Raw genomic sequence first — 20,348 nt, 5'->3', positions numbered from 1 at the left:
TGGCTGTGGCAAGCCCCCCTCTCTAGTACTCACGAACCGCTGTGAATGTGGTGGGTCGTGTAGGATTCGAACCTACGACCAATTGGTTAAAAGCCAACTGCTCTACCAACTGAGCTAACGACCCGCTGGATGGCGCGTATAATACTGATTTCTAACAGGAAATCAACACCCCATCGCAAAATAATTCAAAAATATCGAGTCGGGTCCTGTACGCCGGCCGCAGTAAAGCCATCCGCACGCAGGCGGCAGCTATCGCATTTGCCACACGCACGACCTTCATCATCCGCCTGATAGCAGGAAACAGTGAGGCTGTAATCGACGCCACGGGCCATACCCGCCTGGACGATCTGCGCCTTGCTCAGGTTCTGCAACGGCGCCTGGATCCGGAACCCATTGCCTTCTACACCGGCCTTGGTCGCGAGGTTGGCCATATGCTCGAACGCCTCGACGAACTCCGGACGGCAATCCGGGTAGCCGGAATAGTCCACGGCATTGACGCCAATGAAGATGTCGCGCGCATTCAGCACTTCAGCCCAGCCCAGCGCCAGCGACAGGAACACCGTGTTGCGCGCCGGCACGTAGGTCACCGGAATGCCCTCGCTGGGAGCCTCCGGGACGTCGATGCTGCTATCGGTCAAGGCCGAGCCCCCTATGCCGTTGAGGTTCAGGCCAATGACCTTGTGCTCGACCGCACCCAGATCCCGCGCCACTCGGGCTGCCGCATCCAGCTCGGCGCGATGGCGCTGGCCGTAATCGAAGCTCATGGTGTAGCAGTCATAGCCTTCGGCCTTGGCCATGGCGACCACGGTGGCCGAATCCAGACCACCCGACAATAGAATTACCGCGCGTTTCTCACTCATTGCAAAAACTCCTGTCAGCGTCCCGGCTCGTCGTTCCAGAGCAGTTTGTGTAACTGCATCTGCAGACGAACCGGCAGGTTGTCGGCCACGATCCAGTCAGCCAGATCGGTTGCGCTCAGTTGATGATGGCTAGGCGAAAACAGAACTTCGCCAACTCGTTTGTCGAGACCGTACTGGATCAGCTTCGATACCGCCCAGTCATAGTCCTCGCGCGAGCAGAGGACGAATTTGACCTGATCGTTCGGGGTCAGCAGCTCGATATTCTCGTAGCGGTTGCGGTGGACTTCCGCGGAGCCAGGGGTTTTCAGGTCCACAACGCGACTGACGCGCAGGTCGACGGGCGCAATGTCCATCGAGCCGCTGGTTTCCACGGAAACCTCGTAACCGGCGTCACAGAGCCTTTTCAGCAATGGGATGGCATTGGGCTGGGCCAGCGGCTCACCGCCCGTCACGCAAATGTAGCGCGGACGGAAGCTGGCAACCTGTTCGAGGATCGAGTCGAGCGTGCGTACGGTGCCGCCGCTGAAGGCATAGGCGCTGTCGCAATATTGGCAGCGCAAGGGGCAGCCGGTGAGGCGCACAAATACCGTGGGCAAGCCAGCGGTGCGCGTTTCACCCTGCAAAGAGTAAAAAACTTCGGTGATGCGTAATGTGTCTTGCATAGTCGCCACGGGCGTAACAGCTAAACAGGCTGTCCGCCTCCGTCAGGCACCGCTGCGAACCCGGCATAGCGTTATTCGCAGCAGCGTGTTTCATAAAAGGGCGCAAATTCTAACGAAAAAACCCGCGACAAGCGCGGGTTTCTTTTAAAACGTGCGGATCAGAGCTTCTGCAGGTCGCGCTGAGCCAACTGTGCAGCCGAGGTGCCCGGATATTGGGTCACCACCTGCTGAAGAATACCTTTGACCCGGTCGGTATGACCCAGGCGACGCTCCACATCGGCCAGCTTGTACAGCGAATCAGGCACCTTGTTGTGCTTCGGGTACAACTGGCTGACTTTGGCGAATGCCTGGCCGGCGCCTTGCAGGTCGCCTTTGGCCAGGTTCACTTCACCCAACCAGTACTGGGCATTGCCCGCGTACTGGCTGTTGGGGTACTTGCGCAGGAAGGCATTGAACGCCTGGCTGGCCTTGTCGAAATCCTTGGCCTTGATCAGATCGAAGGCAGCGTCGTAATAGAGCTTTTCCTTCGCTGGATCGCCAGGTTCGCTGCTCGCGGCGGGCTGGTTGGCTGCCGGTGCGGTATTGCCGGCGGCCGGCGCAGAAGCACCACCGTCAGCGGAATTCTCGGGAGTCGCGGTCGGTGCCGGGGCAGCGCCGCTGGAGATACGTCGATCCAGGTCCTGGTAACGCTCCAGGCCTTCCTGTTTCAGACGTGCAACTTCGTTTTGCAGAATCTCGATAGTGTTCTGTTGACGCTCTATCTGTTCCTGCATTTGTTGCAACTGCATGAAAAGCTGGCCCTGTGCAGAGGCAGGGGCCGAAACCCCTCCCCCGGCATAGGCGCCGTTCGTACCGTAACCCGCAGGCGGATAACTGCTTGCGCCGTTATAGCCAGCGTTGTCATCAACAACAGGAACCTCAGCCGCTGCCATGAGAGGCAGCGTGAGAGCCAGGACGGTTACAGCACGACGGCACGCTCGCATATCGAATTACTTACGCAGTTCGACGCGACGGTTCTGAGCCCAGGACTGCTCGTCGTTGCCGGTGGCAACTGGACGCTCTTCGCCGTAGGAAACCAGTTCCAGCTGAGCTGGGGAAACGCCTTGCAGCACCAGGTAGCGCTGAACGGCCTTGGCACGACGCTCGCCCAGAGCCATGTTGTATTCGCGAGTACCACGCTCGTCGGTGTTACCTTCCAGAACGACGCGAGCGCCGTTGCCTTTCAGGTCCTTGGCATGAACGTCCAGAGCGCGCATGGCTTCTGGCTTCAGGTCCGAGCTGTCGTATTCGAAGTAGAAGGTGGTGATTGCGCGCAGAGCAGCTTCTTCGCTCAGGCTGCCGTCAACGGCACCAGTGTTAGCGCCGTAACCAGCGTTTGGATCAACAGCGCCTTCGCCAGCGTTGTCGCCGCCTTTCGAGGAGCAACCTACAGCTACGGCCATGGCCAGAGCCAGCGCAGCAAACTTACCAAACTTCAGCATTTCCATCGTGAAACTCCTAATGAACCCCAGTGTGTTAAGTAAAACGTGTAGCGCCGCATCAGTTCAGGTAAGGGGACCAGGACGGTTCTCTGACTTCGCCTTGAGCGGTAGGAAGCGGGAGCCTCACGCGTCCGTTGAGAGAGACGAGCATCAAGACTCCCCGGCCCTGCTGGCGGGTGGCGTAGATTAGCATGGTGCCGTTGGGCGCAACAGTGGGTGACTCATCAAGACTGGTCTCTGTGAGAATTTTTACACTGCCACGCTGCAAATCCTGCGCCGCCACTTTGAAGTTGGTGAAACCGTCCTGACGATGAATCATGACCAGGGTCTTTTCATCGGCGGAAAGTTTCGGGTTGGCGTTGTAGTTGCCCACGAACGTCACACGCTCGGCACTGCCGCTGCCAATGGTGGTTTTGTAGATCTGTGGCTTGCCGCCACGGTCCGACGTGAAGTACAGCGTCGAGCCATCCTTGCCGAAGAACGGCTCGGTATCGATGGCCGGACTGTTGGTGACGCGGGTCATCTGACGCGAACCCATGTCCATCACATAGATCTCGGGGTTGCCGTCGCGCGACAGCACGAAGGCCAGGCGGTTGCCATCCGGCGACCAGGCTGGCGCGCCGTTGAGGCCTTCGAAGTTGGTGATCTGCTCACGACGGCCCGTATCGATGTGCTGGACGAAGATACGTGGACGACGCTGCTCGAAGGACACATACGCGATGCGCTTGCCATCCGGTGCAAAACGCGGCGACAGGATCGGCTCGCGCGATTGCAGCAAAGTCACGGCGCGCGCGCCGTCATAGTCAGATCGTTGCAAAGTGTAACGAGTGCTGTTGGTAGAGAAGCGCTCGGCCGTCACATAGAGCATGCGGGTAGAGAATGCACCCTTGATGCCGGTGAGCTTTTCGAACGACTGGTCGGCGATGTAGTGGGACATATCGCGCAGTTGGTCGACGCTGCCGGAAACGCTGCCGGTCAACACCTGTTGCTCGGTGGCGACGTTGAACAGCGCATATTGCACCTGCAGGCGACCGCCCGACGGCACGATGCTGCCGACCATCACGTACTGGGCACCCAGCGCTTTCCAGTCACGGAAGATCACTTCGCTGGCCTGGCTCGGCTGGCTGATCATGTTCTGGCGTGGGATCGGCGAGTAATAACCTGAGTTGCGCAGGTCGTTACTGATGATGTCAGCCATGTCTTCAGGCAACACGCTACCGCCCTGCAGACCGAAAGGCACCACGGCAATCGGCGTGGCTCGATCGCTGCCACTGGTTACCAGGATGTTCTTTTCTTCTGCATTGGCCATCCCTGCTGCGCAGCAGAGAACGACCAGCAGTCCTCTAAGAAGGTTAATCACAAGGCTAGGTCCTCAGGTGTGAATGTCATCTTGAATGAACGATAAGGATTGAATTCGCTCGGTTTCAAACCCTGCATCTCGGTCAAACGGCCAATGTTCTTGACTGCCGCAACCGCGGAAGCGTCGAACGGTCCATCGCCACTGGAGCGGGCAACGGTGACCGAAGTAACAGTGCCGTCAGGCAACATGCCAATCTGCAGGACTACCGTCATGTTCTTGCGCGCCGACGGAGGGCGAGCCCAGCCTTCAGCTGCACGGGCGCGAATCAGGTCGTCGAAGTCGCCGGCCACCTGGTCACCCTGCTCATCCGCCAGAGCCTGCTGACGCTCGGTAGTGTCGGACAACAGCTCGGCCAGTGCCTGTGCCTTCTTGTCTTCCGCCGCCTTGCGCGCTGCTTCTGTAGCCTTTTTCTTGGCTGCATCGGCTGCTGCTTTCTTCTTGGCATCCTCCGCTGCTTTTTTCTTCGCTTCCTCAGCAACAGCGGCTTTCTTCTTCGCGTCTTCGGCAGCCTTCTTCTTGGCATCCTCGGCCGCTTGTTTCTTGGCTTCTTCTGCCGCCGCCTTCTTGGCCTCTTCTTCAGCCTTTTTCTTGGCTTCGTCTTCGGCTTTCTTCTTGGCGATATCAGCAAGTTGCTTCTCTTCAGCCTTCTTCGCTTCTTCGGCCTTTTTCGCAGACTCGGCTTTCTTCGCCTCGTCAGCCTTCTTGGCCTCGTCGGCTTTCTTGGCTTCTGCGGCCTCGCGCGCCTCTTCGGCTTTTTGAGCCGCCTCTTCTTTCTTTTGTTCCGCAGCTTTCACAGCGTCCTGCTTCAGTTGCTCGACCTTCTTCTGCTCCATCTGCTCTTCTTCGGTCTGACGCGAAGCCGTTTTCTTGGCCTCACCAGCAATCTTCTGATTGGTCTGGGTGGTCGCCTGACTCTTGGATTTCAGCTGGTACAGGGTTGCCTGGACGATAGGCTTGGACGGCGGCAACTCAGGCGTGAAGGCAAAACTGACGAACAGCATACCGAACACCAGAACGTGCAGCGCGACGGCCCAGACGCTGGGCCAGAAGTAACTTTCCGAGGCGGATGGCTCTCGCTGTTGCATCAGGGCGCCTCGGTAATCAGGCCAACGTTACCGACACCGGCCTTCTGCAACCCGCCCATGGCGCCCATGACCGCGCCGTAGTCGACGGACTTGTCGCCACGGATGAAGACCTGGGTCTGTTTGCCCTGGTCGCGCCCGGCAGCGATGATCTTGGTCACCGCGTCGGTCATTTGCGGCAAGGTCATGGCCTTGTCCATTTGCTTTTCGGTGTCGACTTCGCTGCCAAGGTTCCAGAAGTAGGTCTTGTCAGCCTTGATCGAAATGGTCAGAACCTGAACGTTGTTGTCCTGCGGCAAGGCTTCGCTGGAAACCTTGGGCAGGTCGACCTTCACGCCCTGGTTAAGCATCGGTGCGGTCACCATGAAGATGACCAGCAGTACCAACATCACATCGATGTAGGGCACCACGTTCATCTCGGCGACCGGCTTGCGTTTTTGACGAACTCGAGCCATGGGGTTTTACCTGATCACTCTTCGCTGGTGTGCACTTTACGGTGCAGGATGGCCTGGAACTCGTCGGCGAACGTGTAGTAGCGGCCGATCAGCACTTCACTGCGAGCAGCGAAACGGTTGTAGGCGATAACCGCAGGAATTGCCGCGAACAGGCCGATGGCGGTGGCGATCAGCGCTTCGGCGATACCCGGTGCAACCGTGGCCAGGGTGGCCTGTTGCGCGGTAGCCAGACCGCGGAAGGAGTTCATGATCCCCCAAACGGTACCGAACAGACCGATGTAGGGGCTGGTCGAACCGACAGTTGCAAGGAATGGCAAGCTTTGCTCGAGCTTCTCTTCCTCACGGGAGATGGCGACGCGCATGGCACGACCGACACCTTCCATTACCGCATCAGGATCGACACCTGGCTGCTGGCGCAGACGGGAAAACTCCTTGAAGCCGGCACGGAACACCTGCTCGACGCCCGAATCCGGGTCAGGGTTACTGCCCGCTTGACGATACAGTTTGGACAGGTCGATACCCGACCAGAAGCGCTCTTCGAAGCTTTCCAGGGCACGACGACCGGCGCGCAGCATGGTGCTGCGCTGAAAAATCATGATCCATGAAGTCACCGATGCGGCAACCAGTACCAGCATGACCAGCTGCACCACAATGCTGGCATTGCTGACCAGGCTCCACATGGAGGTATGGTCGACGACGTTAGCTTCCACGCTTAATCTCCTGCATTTGAATGTATACCCGGGGCACCCGCCTCGATGAAAGCTGCGCGCAGCTCGGAGGGAATGGCTCGAGGTTTGAAAGTATCGGCGCGCACACAGGCCACCAGGAACTGCCCTTCGCAGAGCAGCGTTGCGTCACTTTCGCGCCAGACCTGCTGCACGAAGCGCAGGCTGGCACGGTTCAATTCAAGCACTTGCGCGGTGACCCGCAACTCGTCGTCCAGACGGGCCGGCGCGTGATAGCGAGCCTCGGCGGAATGGACCACGAACAGCGTGTTCTGCTGCGCCAGCGACGATTGGGCAAAACCCAGATCGCGCAGCCGTTCGGTGCGGGCCCGTTCCATGAATTTCAGATAATTGACGTAATACACCACGCCACCCGCATCGGTGTCTTCGTAATAGACGCGATAACGATGTGCGAACGGCTCAACCCCATTTTGCGCGCGCATACTCTAGTGCTAACTCCTCAGCTTGCCAATCCGCCCTACCAACTGTTTTTGACGGATTATGTCGTATTGCCAGCGCGCCCGGACCCTGTCCGCGGATAGGACCACAAAAGCAGCCGATAAATCTGTCATTCATCGCTCGGATCAGAAAAATCAGTGCTACCGGATGATTCTGTCATTCGCGTAGGAATATTCAGCCCAAAGTGCAGGTATGCATGTCGGGTAACCACCCTGCCCCGAGGGGTGCGCATGATGTAACCCTGCTGGATCAGATAAGGTTCAAGCACGTCCTCGATAGTGTGTCGCTCCTCGCTGATCGCTGCCGCCAGGCTGTCCACACCGACCGGACCACCGTCGAACTTCTCGATCATGGTCAGTAACAGACGCCGGTCCTGATGATCGAAGCCACGTTCATCGACATCCAACAGGTTCAACGCCATGTCCGCGATGGGCTTGGTGATATCGCCCTTGCCACGCACCTCGGCATAGTCACGCACCCGGCGTAACAAGCGGTTGGCAATACGCGGCGTGCCACGAGCCCGCCGCGCGATCTCGAAAGCACCTTCGTCTTCGATCTCCAGGCCGAGAATCCCGCCCGAGCGACTGACGATGGTTGCCAGGTCCGCGTTGTTGTAGAACTCCAGACGCTGGACGATACCAAAGCGGTCACGGAGCGGGTTGGTCAGCATGCCGGCCCGGGTGGTAGCGCCAACCAGGGTGAACGGCGGCAGGTCCAGCTTGATCGACCGCGCCGCCGGCCCCTCGCCGATCATGATGTCCAGTTGGAAATCCTCCATCGCCGGGTACAGGACTTCTTCGACGATCGGCGATAGCCGGTGGATCTCGTCGATAAACAACACATCATGGGGTTCAAGGTTGGTGAGCAACGCCGCCAGATCGCCGGGGCGTTCAAGAATGGGGCCAGAGGTACTTTTGATCGAGACGCCCATTTCCTGGGCAATGATATTGGCAAGCGTGGTCTTGCCCAGCCCCGGAGGACCAAAGATCAAGGTGTGGTCCAGGGACTCGCTACGGCCACGGGCGGCCTGGATGAACAGGGCCATCTGCTCGCGAACTACCGGCTGACCAATGTACTCGGCCAGCCGCAACGGACGAATCGCCCGATCCTGGACCTCTTCGCGGTCGCGGCCGCTAGCAGTTATCAAACGGTCGGCTTCGATCACTTAAATCATCCCCTTGAGACTGCGCCGGATCAGTTCTTCACTGCTCAGGCCTTTGGCATCCACAGCCGCCACTGCACGGCTGGCCTCTTGAGGTTTATAGCCCAAGGAAATCAGGGCGCTGACCGCGTCGGCCTCGGCGGTGGACGCCACAGGAACAGGCGCAGGCCCGTTCGGCACCAGTTGGAACATGCTCGGCACGGTTTCCCAGGCCTTGAAACGGTCCTTGAGTTCGACCAGCAGACGCTCAGCGGTCTTCTTGCCAACCCCTGGCACCTTGACCAACGCCGAAGTGTCCTGAGCCTGAACGCATCGAATCAGGTCATCCACCTCAAGACCCGACATCAAGGCGAGCGCCAGTTTGGGCCCTACGCCATTAAGGCGAATCAGCTCACGGAACAGCTCGCGTTCACGCTTTTCATGAAAGCCATAAAGCAGGTGGGCATCCTCGCGCACTATCAGATGGGTGTGCAAGGTAACCGTTTCACCGACCTTGGGCAGCCGGTAGAGCGTTGTCATCGGCACTTCCAGCTCATAGCCAAGGCCGTTGATGTCGATAATCAGGTGCGGCGGCTGCTTTTCAGCGAGGGTGCCGCGTAAACGTCCAATCACGTTCAGGTCCTTTCTCATGGGTGCCGGCAGGGCCGGTCCGGCCTTGCGGCGAATCCGCCAGCCAGCTCGCCATCAGGCGGCCGACGGCGGACGGATCACTTTAAAAGCGTGGATGCTATCAGAGACGCAGGCGTCCGTTGCGGCTGCGCGCGACACCCAGCCCATGAGGAATCAGGCTGGAGCGCGTATGGGCGTGACACAAGGCGATCGCCAAGGCATCGGAGGCGTCGATTTGCGGCTTCTGCGTCAGTTTGAGCAGGTGCATGACCATCATCTGCACCTGCTCCTTGTTGGCCCCGCCGGTGCCGGCAACGGCCTGCTTGACCTGGCTGGCACTGTATTCAGCGATTTCCAGCCCCTCCTCCACCGCAGCCACGATGGCCGCGCCGCGCGCCTGACCCAGCTTGAGCGCGGAGTCGGCGTTGCGGGCCATGAACACCCGCTCGATACCCATGGTTACCGGGCCATGCTGGCGAATGATTTCGCGCACGCCGCGGAAAACCACCTGCAAGCGCTCAGGCAACTCGCCGCTGCCGGTGCGGATGCAGCCCGACGCCACGTATTCGCAACCGCGCCCGGAATGACGAATCACTCCATAGCCGGTAATGCGCGATCCGGGGTCGATACCAAGAATCAGAGTCATAACGCCTGCGTGATAAATGGCGCATCAGCGCGCCGAGTCAAAAAACAGAAGCCGGCCCCCTCACAAGCGCTACGCGCCTGATAACGGGGCCGGCCTCCAATAAAGCCAGGCGCAAACCTCAGCCGAGCTTTTCCATGACCTCGTCAGGAATCTCAGCATTGGAGTAGACGTTTTGCACGTCATCCAGGTCTTCCAGCATATCGATCAGCTTCAGCACCTTCTGCGCACCATCCAGGTCCAGTTCGGCACTGGTGGTCGGCTGCATGACGATTTCCGCGTCATCCGCCTTGAAGCCCGCAGCCTCCAGCGCACTGCGCACGGCATAGAAGCTGGCGAACGAGGTAAACACGTCGAACGAGCCATCGTCATTGCTGACCACGTCATCGGCATCCGCTTCCATCGCCGCTTCCATCAACGCATCTTCATCGACGCCAGGAGCAAAGCTGATCTGCCCCTTGCGCTCGAACAGATAGGCCACGGAGCCATCGGTACCGAGGTTGCCACCGCATTTGCTGAACGCATGACGCACGGCAGCGGCGGTACGGTTGCGGTTGTCGGTCATGGCTTCAACCATGACTGCCACGCCACCCGGACCATAACCTTCATAGCTGAGTTCTTCGACGTTGTCGGCCTCGGCAGTGCCTGCGCCGCGGGCAACTGCCCGGTCGATGATGTCGCGACTCATGTTCGCACTCAGCGCCTTGTCCAGGGCCAGGCGCAGACGCGGGTTGGAGGACGGATCGCCACCGCCTTGTTTGGCGGCAACGGTCAGTTCACGAATCCACTTGGTGAAAATCTTGCCTCTCTTGGCATCCTGGCGCTCTTTGCGGTGCTTGATATTCGCCCACTTGGAATGACCCGCCATAACTGACTCCAGAAATCCTTGAAACACCATCACTTCTTTCCACACGAAGGCAGAAAGAAACCACTAAATCATGTGCCGTAACGCAAAGGCGCATCCAATCGGATGCGCCTCGGTGTCCGCTTACTCAGCCTTCGGCTGTTCGCGCAGACGGATATGCAACTCGCGCAGGGCCTTGGCATCGACCAGGCCAGGCGCCTGGGTCATGACGCACGCGGCGCTCTGGGTTTTCGGGAAGGCGATCACTTCACGGATCGACTGGGCGCCGGTCATCAGCATCACCAGGCGATCAAGGCCGAAGGCCAGGCCACCGTGAGGCGGAGCACCGAACTTCAGAGCGTCGAGCAGGAAGCCGAATTTCTCTTCCTGTTCTGCCGCCTCGATACCCAACAGACGGAAGACCGCCTGCTGCATTTCCTTGCGGTGGATACGGATCGAACCGCCGCCCAACTCGGTACCGTTGAGGACCATGTCGTAAGCGCGGGACAGAGCGCCAGCCGGGTTGGCCTCCAGCTCTTCTGGAGTGCACTTCGGCGCGGTGAACGGGTGGTGCAGCGCAGTGAAGCTGCCGTCGTCGTTCTCGTCGAACATCGGGAAGTCGACGACCCACATTGGCGCCCACTGAGTGGTGTACAGGTTGAAGTCGCCACCCAGTTTGATACGCAGTGCGCCCAGCGCTTCGCTGACGACCTTGGCCTTGTCGGCACCGAAGAAGACGATATCGCCGTCGACTGCGCCCACGCGATCGAGGATCACGTTCAGGTTGGCTTCAGGGATGTTCTTGACGATCGGCGACTGCAGACCTTCAACGCCCTTGGCGCGCTCGTTGACCTTGATGTACGCCAGGCCACGGGCACCGTAGATGCCGACGAACTTGGTGTACTCGTCGATCTTGCTGCGCGGCATGCTGGCGCCGCCCGGCAGGCGCAGGGCGGTAACGCGGCATTTCGGATCGTTTGCAGGGCCGGCGAAGACCTTGAAATCGACGTCCTTGAGCTGGTCGGCAACGTCCACCAGTTCCAGCGGGATACGCAGGTCCGGCTTATCGGAACCGTAGCGGCGCATGGCTTCTTCGTAAGTCATGTGCGGGAACTCGCCGAACTCCAGGTCCAGGACTTCCTTGAACAGCTTGCGGATCATGCTTTCGGTCAGGCCGATGATCTCGGACTCGTCGAGGAAGCTGGTCTCGATGTCGATCTGGGTGAATTCAGGCTGACGATCGGCACGCAGGTCTTCGTCGCGGAAGCACTTGGCGATCTGGTAGTAACGGTCGAAGCCGGCAACCATCAGCAGTTGCTTGAACAATTGCGGCGATTGCGGCAGCGCGAAGAAGCTGCCGGCGTGGGTACGGCTCGGCACCAGGTAGTCACGCGCGCCTTCAGGCGTTGCGCGAGTCAGAATCGGGGTTTCGACGTCGAGGAAGCCGTTCTCGTCGAGGAAACGACGGATGCTGGAGGTGATGCGCGAACGCAGACGCAGCTTGTCGGCCATTTCCGGGCGACGCAGGTCGATGAAGCGGTAGCGCAGGCGAGTTTCTTCGCCAACGTCGGAGAATTCGTTCAACGGGAACGGCGGGGTTTCGGCTTCGTTCAGGACTTCCAGCTCGTAGCCGAGCACTTCGATCTGGCCAGAGGCCATGTTCGGGTTGACCGCACCGGCCGGACGCAGGCGCACCTTGCCGGTGATTTTCACCACATATTCGCTGCGCACACGGTCGGCGGCGGCGAAGCTGTCCGCGCGATCCGGATCGAAAACAACCTGAGCCAGGCCTTCGCGGTCACGGATATCGAGGAAAATCACCCCGCCGTGGTCGCGACGACGATGGACCCAGCCGCAAAGGGTAATTTCCTGACCTTCCAGGCTCTCGTTCAGTTGGCCGCAATAGTGGCTGCGCATCATGATGGTGGTTTCGCTTCTCGTCATTCGTGAATTCGTAAAGGCCTTGACGACCCGAAAGGGCCAATAGTGCAAGACCCGGGCAGTTCAGTTCAACTCAGTCGCCACTGCCAGCAAGGTTCTTTTTTGCGCCGGTCTTGAAATCGGTTTCGTACCAGCCGTTGCCGCCAAGGCGAAAGCCGGGAGCGGACAACACCTTCTTGAGTTCAGATTTCTGGCAGGCCGGGCAGTCGGTCAGCGGCGCGGCGCTGATCTTCTGGAGAACTTCCATCTGGTGGCTGCAGGACGCACATTGATAGTCGTAAAGAGGCATGAGGCATTTCTCGTTGATCCCTGCGCGGGCCGCGCCGCACAGTAAAAGGCGAGATTATATATGGTTAGCCGGGGCTGTGCAGCCCGACGCAAGCCCTGCTTTCACCAACGGTCAGAAGTCCGCGCCGCGGCCCCGACCGTTCATCTACAACCTCGCGGGCACGCCCTCCTCTTGCGGAACGCCTTCACCGTCGAGCAGAAACACCACACAGATAACCCGCACAAGGCCGCTGAAATTTTTCACACCACCGTGACGCAGGTGCACCTCCCGATCGACATGGGACAACACGGAGTTGACGGTGCAGTGATTGGCCTGGGCAATACGCTCAAGTACTAACCAGTAAATCGTCTCGAGACGCAAACAGGTGGCAAAGCCGTTCAAGCGCACCGAGCGCGATAATGGTTGAGCAAGTTTCATATTGAAGTCCGACTCGAAAGGGTCGATACCGATACGCTGGAGTTCGCCCACCTGGCGCACTCCATGATTCAAGCGTCGAGACATTGCAATACCACGCTTCAAGGCAGGGAAATGAATACATGCACTACAGTTCTGCATGCCCCCGACATGAAGCGCCGATGAATTATCCAGCACCAGCAGACGTCCGCACTATTGCCGTAGGATTACTCGGCAATAACACGCCACTTGAATAACCAGAGAAAATACTTCCCTACCCCGGAAAGTTGAAGTTCAACACCATGAAAAAGCCCGGCCTCTTTCAGCAAGAGGCCGGGCTCAGTGCGCCGCCGGGCAAGGCCGGCGACAGGGTAAGTATTACTGGTTTTCCAGCAGCGAACGCAGCATCCACGCGGTTTTCTCGTGAACCTGCATGCGCTGGGTCAGCAGGTCGGCAGTCGGCTCGTCACTGACTTTGTCGAGCAGCGGGAACAGGCCGCGAGCAGTACGCACCACGGCTTCCTGACCTTCGACCAACTGCTTGATCATATCGTCCGCCGAAGGAACACCTTCCGGCTCCTTGATCGAAGAAAGTCGAGCGTAAGTCGAATAGGTACCCGGCGCAGGGAAACCCAGTGCACGAATACGTTCGGCAATGGAATCCACCGCCAGGGCCAGTTCGTTATATTGCTCTTCGAACATCAGGTGCAATGTACGGAAGCTCGGACCGGTGACGTTCCAGTGGAAGTTGTGCGTCTTGAGATAAAGCACATAAGTGTCCGAGAGCAGGTGCGACAGGCCGTCGACAATAGACTTGCGATCTTCCTGACTGATTCCGATATCGATTGCCATATAAAAAATTCCTTCCTCTGATTATCGATTCAACAAGCAACCACCCCACTGTATCAAGAGTTTTCCCAGCGCGCAGCCTCCCGCCCGCGACACAGTGCTGCAGCCTGCGATGCCCGGGCATCCCGCTGATTTGAGAAGCCCGGGGCTTTGCTGTTAAATAGGCGGCGTGCCGCCATGGCTGACTGTGAACGCCATGGCGCATAGGCTGGTTCCCCCACGCTTTTGCGCCTATTCATGCACCACACACCGTGGGCCCAGCTCTTCCTGTGATCCGCCTAATAAGATGCGAGCCAAACCACCATGTTCAAGATCGTCCACCTCTTGACGGGCGCAGCTGCTTTGCTGCTGTCCTTCATTCCAAGCCTCAGGGCCGACATCACGCCCTACCTGCAACAACCCGATGCCATCTACCTGGGCCTGTTCGGCCTGCTCAACCTGATCCTCGCCCCGGTCGTGCCGCAGTACTACACAGGTGCACGCCATTATCTGCAGATCGCTGCCAGCCTTCTGTTGGTACTGGCCGTGGCCCTGCAAGCCGTGGCACTTCTGGCGCTTCCGGAGCTGGGCAACCTCGCCGGCCTCGCCAGCGCCCTGCTCGCGGTGGTCCTGCACCTGACCGCCGGCCTCATGAAACAGGCCAGGGCACGCAGCAGCGCCGCTCCTGCCAACTACGACATGAGCAACCGCGATACGGGCACCGTGAAGTGGTTCAACACCTCCAAAGGCTTCGGCTTCATCTCCCGTGACTCGGGCGACGATATCTTCGTGCATTTCCGGGCAATCCGCGGTGAAGGCCACCGAGTCCTGGTCGAAGGCCAGCGCGTCGAGTTCTCCGTGATGAATCGCGACAAAGGCCTGCAGGCTGAAGATGTAATCGCAGCACCTCGCCGCTGACGGCGCACAAAAAAGCCGCGACAACCCGCCAAGGGCTGTCGCGGCTTTTTTGTGTCCGGTGCTTCAGTAGTGCGGCGGAGGCGCTTCCTCTTCGCTGACTTCGTACTGCCCCATGACATCTTCATAACGCTTGAGCAACGCGGCCATTTGCAGTTGCAACCGCTCGACCACCCGCTGCTGGTCGACCAGCACGTCATTCAGGGCCAACAAGGTATCGTCCTGAAAGGCCAGGCGACTTTCCAGCTCCATTACCCGCGCTTCAAGGCTCATGAATCATACCTCCACAAAACGGAAATCATCGCCCAATACTGCGCCGAGACGCTGGCGCACCTCACTCAGTTGATCAGACGAATATTCAATTGCAGGCTTATTCCCCCAGACCGGCGCCGGCCACGCCACATCGTCACGCCGACGAACAATCACATGCATATGCAACTGGCTGACAACATTTCCCAACGCAGCAACGTTCATCTTGTCGGCAGCAAAACAATGCTTGAGGGTTTCACTCAGGAAATTGGTTTCCTTCCAGAGTTGCTCGCGCTCACTGTCATCCAATTGAAATACTTCGCTGATGCCGGCTCGACGCGGAACCAGAATGAACCACGGATAGTTAGCATCCTTACTAAGTAAAAGACGGCAAAGAGGAAAATCTCCCAGCGCAAAAGTGTCTTGTTCAAGGCGTGGGTCCAAAGCAAACACAGGGGCAATCTCCTCATCGATCATCGCGATCCGCCCAGGCGGACAATGAGAGCAGGATACTCCTGATGGCGGTGACGGGCACGAACCGGCCAGCAAAGCACCGAAAAAGCACGGGATATCTACGTTTGGGAGTGCACGGAAGCCCCCTGTTTCCAAGGGCCGGTAACAGAGCGCTACTTTTCGCACCAAAATGGCGCCGTCCGAACCTTATCAGAGCGCTACTTATCCCCAAACTACCCACTCAGAGCCCCGCGCCGGTAACGTCCTGACCTCGAGGTCGGTTTTTCATTTATATCGAAAAACTATCTGACCAAGAGCCAAGGGATCTTTCGGCCCCGGTTTTTCGGACGTTTCGCAGCCTTCACGAGAAAAAAGTGAAAATTTCGTCAAAGCCCGGCTAATCTGAGCACGCTTGTTGCATTCACCTTGAGCATGGTCGGCACGCCGCCTGCATAGGCAAGTGGACTGCGACAAATAACAACAGCTGCACGGGCGACCAAGGAGTTTGGGCATCAAGGACTTAGCGCTTGAGGCGCAGTCCCTGGTTAATCCGAAACAGCGCTGGAGTTGTACGACCCGTCTGACTCGGGAAGTAATTTGCGACACGGATATAACTATTTGCGACACGACCATAAAGTTCCCGAAAGGTTCGTTTCGCAAGTATCGCCAACGTCAGTCAGCGTGATATACATTCCGCCGACTCAAACAAGAAAGAGCCGCCCCAATAAAAAAACCAGGTGGGGCAGCAGTAATCTTCCTAAAAACCAAAGGAGCAAATCACGATGCGCGTGATGAAGTGGAGCATGATCGCCCTGGCCGTAGCCGCCGGGACCTCGCAAATGGCTGTAGCGTCCTCGCAGGACGAGTCCAAGGGTTTCGTTGAAGACAGCAAGCTGAATGTGCTGGCTCGTGGTTTTTATATGAATCGTGACGCACGTGATAGCAGGATCGAGAACAAAAAAGCTGGCCTTTTCAACTCTTACTTTGAAGAGTCTTCCCTCGGCACGCGGGTATTCCTCAACTCGGGCTTCACTCAAGGCACCATCGGCTTCGGTATCGACGCTCACGCCCTGAGCGTCGTCAAGCTTGATAGCGGCCCAGGCCGTACCCGCGGCGCTGACTCGTTCGCCACCGACAGTGAAGGCCGCCCGAAAGACACCCAGTCCGAACTTGGCGCAGCCGTTAAACTGCGGTTGTCCGACACCGTACTGAAATATGGCAACATGATTACCACCAGCCCGGTGTTCGCCACCGATGACAGCCGCCAGTTGCCAGAAGTCGCCACCGGTACGCTGATCACCAGCAATGAGATCAAGGGGCTTGAGCTGACTGCTGGTCGCTTCACTGGGCTAAACAGCCAGGTTCAAACCGGCCATGACAGCGTGAAACAAAACGGCGCCACCCTGCGCTCTGCCAACATTGTAGGCGCCAGCTACAAGTTCACCGAAAACTTCAGCGGCGCGATTCACGCGTCTGACGTTGAAGACTTCTGGAAGAAACAGTACGTCAACCTGAACCTGGTAATACCAGTGTCGGATGACCAGTCGTTCACGACGGACTTCAACGCCTACCGCAGCAAAGACGATGGCCGGAAACTGGCAGGCGACCTCGACAACAAGGTCTGGAGCTTGTCCGGAGCCTACAGCATCGGCGCTCACACCTTCACCGTGGCCCACCAGCGCTCCAGCGGACCCACAGGCTACAACTACGGCGTCGATGGCGGCGGTACTGTTTTCCTCGCCAACTCCGTGCAAATCTCGGACTTCGTAGGCCCGAACGAACGCTCCTGGCAGGCCCGCTACGACCTGAACATGGCTTCGTACGGTGTTCCAGGTCTGAGCTTCATGACTCGCTACATCACCGGTGACAACATCCAGCTGACTGACGGCACCACCAACGTCGAAGGCAAGGAACACGAGTGGAACTTCGAGACCAAGTACGTGATCCAGGAAGGCCCGGCTAAAGACCTGTCGTTCCGCGTTCGCCACTCGATCAACCGCGCCAACGACGTTGAAAACGGCGCCAACTACGCCGACTTCAACGACACTCGCCTGATCATCGACTACCCGCTGTCAATCCTGTAACACCCCGAGGTTACCCACACCTCTGAAAAAGCCCGGCCTCGCCGGGCTTTTTCCTTTCCGGTGATCCACTTACAGCAGTTTCAGTTTCCTGCGTCCTATACGTCTCGGATTCCCCCCCGTACAATGCGGGGTCATTTCAGTTAAGCAACCGACAACGGCCTATCATGCGCACCAGTCAATATTTGCTCGCCACACAAAAAGAAACCCCTTCCGACGCGGTCGTCATCAGCCACCAGCTCATGCTGCGTGCCGGGATGATCCGCAAGCTCGCCTCCGGCCTGTACACCTGGCTGCCGATGGGCCTGCGAGTCATGCGCAAGGTCGAAGCGGTGGTTCGCGAGGAAATGAATGCCGCTGGCGCCCTGGAAGTGCTGATGCCCGCCATCCAGCCAGCCGAGCTGTGGCAGGAATCCGGTCGCTGGGAGCAGTACGGCCCTGAGCTGCTGCGCCTGAAAGACCGTCACAACCGTGAGTTCTGCGTGGGCCCGACCCACGAAGAAGTCATTACCGATCTGGCCCGTAACGAGCTGAGCAGCTATAAACAGTTGCCGCTGAACATGTACCAGATCCAGACCAAATTCCGCGATGAAATCCGCCCACGTTTCGGCCTGATGCGCGGCCGCGAATTCATCATGAAGGATGCCTACTCCTTCCATGCCGACCAGGCTTCCCTGCAGGAAACCTACGACCGCATGCACCAGGCGTACTGCAACGTGTTCACCCGCCTGGGCCTGAACTTCCGCCCAGTACAGGCCGACACCGGCTCGATCGGTGGCAGCTACTCCCACGAATTCCACGTGCTGGCCGAGTCCGGTGAAGACGATGTGATCTTCAGCGACAGCTCCGACTACGCCGCCAACATCGAGAAAGCCGAGGCTGTCCCACGGGAAACCGTGCGCCCGGCGCCGACCGAAGCGCTGCGCCTGGCCGACACCCCTGACACCAAGACCATCGCCGCACTGGTTGAAGGCTTTGGCGTTCCGATCGAGCGGACCATCAAGACCTTGATCGTCCACGCGGCGGAAGAAGGCAAACTGATCGCGCTGGTCGTCCGTGGTGACCACGAACTCAACGAAATCAAGGCAACCAAACTGCCTCAGGTAGCCGATCCCCTGGTCATGGCCAACGAAGCCGAACTGCGCGACGCCATCGGCGCTGGCGCCGGCTCGCTCGGCCCACTGAACCTGCCGCTGCCTTGCGTCATCGACCGTTCGGTCGCCCTGATGAGCGACTTCGCCATCGGCGCCAACATCGACGACAAGCACTACTTCGGCGTCAACTGGGAACGCGACCTGCCGGTTCCTGAAGTGGCAGACCTGCGCAACGTGGTCGAAGGCGACCCGAGCCCGGACGGTCATGGCACCCTGCAGATCAAGCGCGGCATCGAAGTCGGCCATATCTTCCAGCTCGGCACCAAATACAGCGAAGCGCTGAAGTGCCAGGTCCTGGGCGAGAACGGCAAGCCGGTCACCCTGACCATGGGTTGCTACGGCATCGGCGTTTCCCGCGTGGTCGCCGCGGCGATCGAGCAGAACTATGACGACAAAGGCATCATCTGGAGCGACGCTCTGGCGCCGTTCCAGATCGCCCTGGTACCGCTGCGCTATGAGACCGAGGAAGTCCGTTCGGCTACTGACAAACTCTATGCCGAACTGACCGCCGCCGGTTTCGAAGTACTGCTGGATGATCGCGACAAGAAGACCAGCCCCGGCATCAAGTTCGCCGATATGGAATTGATCGGCATCCCGCACCGCATCGTCGTCAGCGATCGCGGCCTGGCTGAAGGCAAGCTGGAGTACAAGCATCGCACTGAAAGCGAAGCTCAATCCCTGCCGGTAGCTGAGGTCGTATCGTTCCTGCAAGCCCGCATTCGTCGCTGATAGCCAACGCAAGAGTAGCCATGTTCAGACGAAGTACCTTAACCCTCGGGGGCGCCGCCTTGTGCGGCGCAGTGCTCCTGAGCGGCTGCGCCAACCAGATGTCCCAGCGCAGCGAGCACGAGGAACGCATCGAGCGCAAGTTGCTCGAGCACAGCCTGCAGATCGATGTGGGGGAACCCGAGGTACTCGAGCTGCCGCAACGCCGTGTACGCATCCACGAACAGAAGAACTTCGAAGTCACCGAATTCGAAGTGACCCGTCGTTACGATCGCTACACGCCGTACCAACCCTGGCGCGAAATCTACGAGATTCCGCTGGGCGCGGTAGCGGTGGTCGCCGGTATCGGCGCCAACGTGGTGAACGTCTTTACCTTCGGCAGCCTGCCCGACAGCGTCACCCATGACTGGCTCAGCTACGGTTTTGCCGGGCTCAACCCGTTCATGAACACGCAGTCCAACGGCCGCGCCCAGCAAAACCTGGCCGGTATCGACGAAGTGCAGAAAGACAAGCGTCAGGAATACACCAGCCTGCCGTGGGGCGAACGCCCTGTGGAGGTCAAGGCCGGCAAGATGGTTCATGAGCTGACCACCGACCGTAACGGTGTTCTGCGCCTGAACCTGCTGGACAGCCCGTTCAGCGAGCAGAACCTCACCCATATCGGCACGCTGCATCTGTCGGTGTCCGATGAAGACAATCCGGTTCGCGCCGACGCCAGCCTGCTGGTCAGCAGTACGCTGCGCAGCAAACTGACTGAAGCCCATGACCTGATCTTCGATGACCTTGAAGATGACGACGTCAATCAGTGGGTACACCGCGTCAAGCGACTCTCCGAACTGGGGCTGGAAGAAGAAGCCAGCGAACTGGAGCAGAGCCTGATTGAGTTGACCCGCAACGATCCGGAACTGCAACAGGAGTTCCTGCAAGCGCTGACCAAGAACGCCGGCCGCCTGGTTGCGGATCCTGGCGCACATTGA

23 protein-coding genes and 1 tRNA gene are annotated in these 20,348 nt (G+C 58.9%); 4 read left to right on the top strand and 20 right to left on the bottom strand.

Annotation, left to right across the window (positions count from 1 at the left end; translation table 11 throughout):
- Positions 1 to 48: 48 nt before the first annotated feature.
- The 18 genes from DM374_RS02290 to DM374_RS02205 form a co-directional block, all read right to left on the bottom strand.
- Positions 49 to 124 (bottom strand) — tRNA-Lys (locus tag DM374_RS02290).
- A gap of 61 nt (positions 125 to 185) precedes the next feature.
- Complete coding sequence (gene queC, locus DM374_RS02285) at positions 186 to 860, bottom strand: 7-cyano-7-deazaguanine synthase QueC (RefSeq protein ID WP_110968384.1); 675 nt, start codon at positions 858 to 860, stop codon at positions 186 to 188.
- A gap of 14 nt (positions 861 to 874) precedes the next feature.
- Positions 875 to 1,522, bottom strand: coding sequence for a 7-carboxy-7-deazaguanine synthase QueE (gene queE / locus DM374_RS02280; protein ID WP_110968383.1), 648 nt, complete (start codon positions 1,520 to 1,522; stop codon positions 875 to 877).
- A 158-nt stretch (positions 1,523 to 1,680) separates the two neighbouring features.
- Complete coding sequence (ybgF, locus tag DM374_RS02275) at positions 1,681 to 2,505, bottom strand: tol-pal system protein YbgF (RefSeq protein ID WP_110968382.1); 825 nt, start codon at positions 2,503 to 2,505, stop codon at positions 1,681 to 1,683.
- Between the two features lie 6 nt (positions 2,506 to 2,511).
- Positions 2,512 to 3,009 (bottom strand): peptidoglycan-associated lipoprotein Pal, encoded by a 498-nt coding sequence (gene pal / locus DM374_RS02270; protein ID WP_042121796.1) that lies wholly within the window; start codon positions 3,007 to 3,009, stop codon positions 2,512 to 2,514.
- A 52-nt stretch (positions 3,010 to 3,061) separates the two neighbouring features.
- Positions 3,062 to 4,312, bottom strand: coding sequence for a Tol-Pal system beta propeller repeat protein TolB (gene tolB, locus DM374_RS02265; RefSeq protein WP_225422431.1), 1,251 nt, complete (start codon positions 4,310 to 4,312; stop codon positions 3,062 to 3,064).
- 47 nt (positions 4,313 to 4,359) lie between these two features.
- Positions 4,360 to 5,451, bottom strand: coding sequence for a cell envelope integrity protein TolA (tolA, locus tag DM374_RS02260; protein WP_110968381.1), 1,092 nt, complete (start codon positions 5,449 to 5,451; stop codon positions 4,360 to 4,362).
- Positions 5,448 to 5,900 carry a protein TolR gene (gene tolR / locus DM374_RS02255; RefSeq protein WP_095154005.1) on the bottom strand — a complete coding sequence of 151 codons (453 nt, stop codon included), beginning with the start codon at positions 5,898 to 5,900 and terminating at the stop codon, positions 5,448 to 5,450. The genes tolA and tolR overlap by 4 nt, the downstream gene beginning before the upstream one ends.
- Positions 5,901 to 5,914: 14 nt before the next feature.
- Positions 5,915 to 6,610 (bottom strand): protein TolQ, encoded by a 696-nt coding sequence (tolQ, locus tag DM374_RS02250; protein WP_095154006.1) that lies wholly within the window; start codon positions 6,608 to 6,610, stop codon positions 5,915 to 5,917.
- 2 nt (positions 6,611 to 6,612) lie between these two features.
- The gene (ybgC, locus tag DM374_RS02245) at positions 6,613 to 7,068 is read right to left on the bottom strand and encodes a tol-pal system-associated acyl-CoA thioesterase (protein ID WP_110968380.1); all 456 of its coding nucleotides are present in this window, start codon (positions 7,066 to 7,068) and stop codon (positions 6,613 to 6,615) included.
- Positions 7,069 to 7,193: 125 nt separating this feature from the next.
- A complete protein-coding gene (ruvB, locus tag DM374_RS02240) occupies positions 7,194 to 8,249 on the bottom strand; it encodes a Holliday junction branch migration DNA helicase RuvB (protein ID WP_110968379.1) in 1,056 nt (351 codons plus the stop codon).
- The gene (gene ruvA, locus DM374_RS02235) at positions 8,250 to 8,858 is read right to left on the bottom strand and encodes a Holliday junction branch migration protein RuvA (RefSeq protein WP_095154008.1); all 609 of its coding nucleotides are present in this window, start codon (positions 8,856 to 8,858) and stop codon (positions 8,250 to 8,252) included. It lies immediately after the preceding gene.
- 118 nt (positions 8,859 to 8,976) lie between these two features.
- Positions 8,977 to 9,501: a crossover junction endodeoxyribonuclease RuvC gene (gene ruvC, locus DM374_RS02230; protein WP_095154009.1), complete on the bottom strand. Its 525-nt coding sequence runs from the start codon at positions 9,499 to 9,501 to the stop codon at positions 8,977 to 8,979.
- Positions 9,502 to 9,619: 118 nt separating this feature from the next.
- Positions 9,620 to 10,366 carry a YebC/PmpR family DNA-binding transcriptional regulator gene (locus tag DM374_RS02225; protein WP_095154010.1) on the bottom strand — a complete coding sequence of 249 codons (747 nt, stop codon included), beginning with the start codon at positions 10,364 to 10,366 and terminating at the stop codon, positions 9,620 to 9,622.
- A 120-nt stretch (positions 10,367 to 10,486) separates the two neighbouring features.
- Entirely contained in the window at positions 10,487 to 12,262 is a 1,776-nt protein-coding gene (gene aspS, locus DM374_RS02220) for an aspartate--tRNA ligase (RefSeq protein ID WP_110968589.1), read from the bottom strand.
- 94 nt (positions 12,263 to 12,356) lie between these two features.
- Positions 12,357 to 12,572 carry an FmdB family zinc ribbon protein gene (locus tag DM374_RS02215; RefSeq protein ID WP_110968378.1) on the bottom strand — a complete coding sequence of 72 codons (216 nt, stop codon included), beginning with the start codon at positions 12,570 to 12,572 and terminating at the stop codon, positions 12,357 to 12,359.
- 144 nt (positions 12,573 to 12,716) lie between these two features.
- The gene (locus DM374_RS02210) at positions 12,717 to 13,073 is read right to left on the bottom strand and encodes a ribbon-helix-helix domain-containing protein (RefSeq protein WP_110968377.1); all 357 of its coding nucleotides are present in this window, start codon (positions 13,071 to 13,073) and stop codon (positions 12,717 to 12,719) included.
- Between the two features lie 270 nt (positions 13,074 to 13,343).
- Positions 13,344 to 13,817, bottom strand: a complete 474-nt coding sequence (locus DM374_RS02205) for a Dps family protein (protein WP_095154013.1) — start codon at positions 13,815 to 13,817, stop codon at positions 13,344 to 13,346.
- Positions 13,818 to 14,117: 300 nt separating this feature from the next.
- On the opposite strand from DM374_RS02205, the gene DM374_RS34120 reads away from it, so the two are divergent.
- Entirely contained in the window at positions 14,118 to 14,711 is a 594-nt protein-coding gene (locus DM374_RS34120) for a cold-shock protein (protein ID WP_110968376.1), read from the top strand.
- Positions 14,712 to 14,774: 63 nt separating this feature from the next.
- Here the strand turns inward: DM374_RS34120 and DM374_RS02195 are convergent, their stop codons facing one another.
- Together DM374_RS02195 and DM374_RS02190 are read right to left on the bottom strand one after the other, a co-directional pair.
- Positions 14,775 to 14,981 carry a SlyX family protein gene (locus tag DM374_RS02195; RefSeq protein WP_110968375.1) on the bottom strand — a complete coding sequence of 69 codons (207 nt, stop codon included), beginning with the start codon at positions 14,979 to 14,981 and terminating at the stop codon, positions 14,775 to 14,777.
- A 3-nt stretch (positions 14,982 to 14,984) separates the two neighbouring features.
- Entirely contained in the window at positions 14,985 to 15,410 is a 426-nt protein-coding gene (locus DM374_RS02190) for an HIT family protein (RefSeq protein ID WP_110968588.1), read from the bottom strand.
- 782 nt (positions 15,411 to 16,192) lie between these two features.
- Here DM374_RS02190 and DM374_RS02185 point away from each other — a divergent pair.
- The 3 genes from DM374_RS02185 to DM374_RS02175 all read left to right on the top strand — a co-directional run bounded on the left by DM374_RS02185 (position 16,193) and on the right by DM374_RS02175 (position 20,348).
- Positions 16,193 to 17,494 (top strand): OprD family porin, encoded by a 1,302-nt coding sequence (locus tag DM374_RS02185; RefSeq protein WP_110968374.1) that lies wholly within the window; start codon positions 16,193 to 16,195, stop codon positions 17,492 to 17,494.
- 164 nt (positions 17,495 to 17,658) lie between these two features.
- Positions 17,659 to 19,374: a proline--tRNA ligase gene (locus tag DM374_RS02180; RefSeq protein ID WP_110968373.1), complete on the top strand. Its 1,716-nt coding sequence runs from the start codon at positions 17,659 to 17,661 to the stop codon at positions 19,372 to 19,374.
- Between the two features lie 20 nt (positions 19,375 to 19,394).
- Positions 19,395 to 20,348: a hypothetical protein gene (locus tag DM374_RS02175; protein ID WP_110968372.1), complete on the top strand. Its 954-nt coding sequence runs from the start codon at positions 19,395 to 19,397 to the stop codon at positions 20,346 to 20,348.

It is taken from the genome of Pseudomonas huaxiensis, assembly GCF_003231275.1.
GTDB lineage: Bacteria > Pseudomonadota > Gammaproteobacteria > Pseudomonadales > Pseudomonadaceae > Aquipseudomonas > Aquipseudomonas huaxiensis.
This window is presented reverse-complemented; position numbering and strand designations above follow the sequence as displayed.